This window comes from Mesorhizobium sp. M7A.F.Ca.CA.004.06.1.1 (genome assembly GCF_003999135.1).
GTDB lineage: Bacteria > Pseudomonadota > Alphaproteobacteria > Rhizobiales > Rhizobiaceae > Mesorhizobium.
In genome coordinates this window covers 1-1697 of sequence record NZ_RZPQ01001005.1, presented here as the reverse complement: position 1 = coordinate 1697, position 1697 = coordinate 1, and the positions used below count along the sequence as shown (strand labels likewise).

Sequence of the window (1697 nt, the reverse complement as noted above, 5' to 3'; positions counted from 1 at the left end):
GGGCGCCGATCTCGTTGCCGAAAAACCCAGATCACGGACGCGGCAAAGCCGGAGCCGGTTGCCCCAACCAGTGCGTCCGTTCGGGAATTATCGCTTCCGTTCAGGAATGACGGGGCGCCCGCAACCGGGCGCCCCGTCATCGAGAACCTACTTCTGGATGCAGGTGTCGACCGTATCCTTGGTGCATTCGTCGAGGCCGGTGAACACCGGATCGGCGACGGGCTTGCCTTCGATCAGGTCGATCATCACCGACGGTGCCTTGTAGCCCATTTCGAATGGACGCTGACCGACAAGAGCAGTCACAAGGCCGTCACGCGCGATCGCCACTTCGTCGCCAATCGTGTCGGCGGCGCCGATGACGAAGTCGTTGCTGGCGATCCGGTCCTTGAGCGGTCCGAACAGATCGCGATAGGGCTGCGGCGCGCCGAACAGCGGCCAGCCGCCCATGATGCCGAAAGCGTCCAGCTTGGGGTTGGCGGCGAGGATGTCGGTCATCGCCTGCACGCCCTTGGCGCCATCGTCATTGGTGAACACCGGGCAGCCGGGAACTTCGGTCCAGCCACCTTCACCGGCAAGTGCCGCAAGGCCTTCCTTGCCCGACAGTGCGTCACGCATGCCTTGCGCACGGCGCAGGATGTTGTCGGCTGCCGGGTTGCCTTCGATGGTGCAGATCGTGCCGCCATTCGGCTTGCCCTTCTTGATGTACTCGCCGATCTTCTTGCCCATCAGGTAATTGTCGGTACCGAGATAGGTCTTGCGAAGACCTGCGTCTTCCTTGCTGAGATCGGCATCGACCGTCATGATCGGGATCGTCGGATTGGCGCTCTTGATCGTCTGCGCGATCAGCGGCGCGTTGGACGGCGAGATCGCCATCGCCACCGTGTCGGCCTTGCTCAGCATGTCCTGGACGATCTGCGCCTCGCCGGCCTCGTCCGAAGTCGACGCCGGACCGGTGTAGAAGCATTCATACTCCGAGCTGGCGTTTTCCTTGTTCCATTTCTCGCAGCCCTGGTGGATGGCCTCGAAGAACGGATTGTCGAGACCTTTCACGACAATGACGAGCTGTTTCTTGGCCAAAGCCGGCCCGGCACCCAACGCCATTGCGGCGACGGCGGCGAGCAAAAGTGTCTTCCTCATGTCAGTCCTCCCTTGAAACAAACGGACACGGCGTGCCCGCCATACAGATCGACCGGATGCGTGATGACCGAGGGTCGTTTCGAGCGCTCGTGTCGCCAGGACAGATCGATAAGCATTTCCAGATTCGGCTTCAGATCAGCTCACACACAGGTGTCGCCGGATGCTGGGCCGTCAAACCTCCGCCGATTCCGGCCGGCGAACCGCCAGCGGGGATCGGCATAATCTCCTCCGACGCTTAGCTAATATCGGCTTGGCGCCAACGTCAATGCTATTTGTCCTACAAAACGGATTTTTAAAATAGTCCTGGCCCAATTCGTCCGACAATTGATTGACGTGCGCCGGCTTTTGCGTAAAAGAACGCTAACGCCGTCTTCGGGAGGAGCCGGGGAGAGCGAGGCCTAAGCAGCGTCGGCATCCACGCCGGGAACAGCGGCAGGTCGCAAATCACGGGGAGGCAAAGGCTGGTGGCGGTTCTCGAACTCACCAACATCTCTAGGCATTTCGGCGCCATCCAGGCTGTCAACGACGTTTCGCTGTCGATCGAGCCCGGACAGGTGGTC

Annotated in this window: 1 protein-coding gene and 1 pseudogene; one reads left to right on the top strand and one right to left on the bottom strand. The window is 61.0% G+C overall.

Translation table 11 applies throughout. The features are described 5' to 3' along the window. Nucleotides 1–147: 147 nt before the first annotated feature. On the bottom strand, nucleotides 148–1137 hold the full coding sequence (locus EN906_RS33205; RefSeq protein WP_127266788.1) for a sugar-binding protein: 990 nt from the start codon (nucleotides 1135–1137) through the stop codon (nucleotides 148–150). 464 nt (nucleotides 1138–1601) lie between these two features. Here EN906_RS33205 and EN906_RS39075 point away from each other — a divergent pair. After that, nucleotides 1602–1697 (top strand): annotated as a pseudogene (locus EN906_RS39075) (sugar ABC transporter ATP-binding protein); the annotation flags it as partial.

Coding starts and splice junctions, on each gene's coding strand:
- EN906_RS33205 (WP_127266788.1), bottom strand. CDS start 1,137: ATGAGGAAGACACTTTTGCTCGCCGCCGTCGCCGCAATGGCGTTGGGT.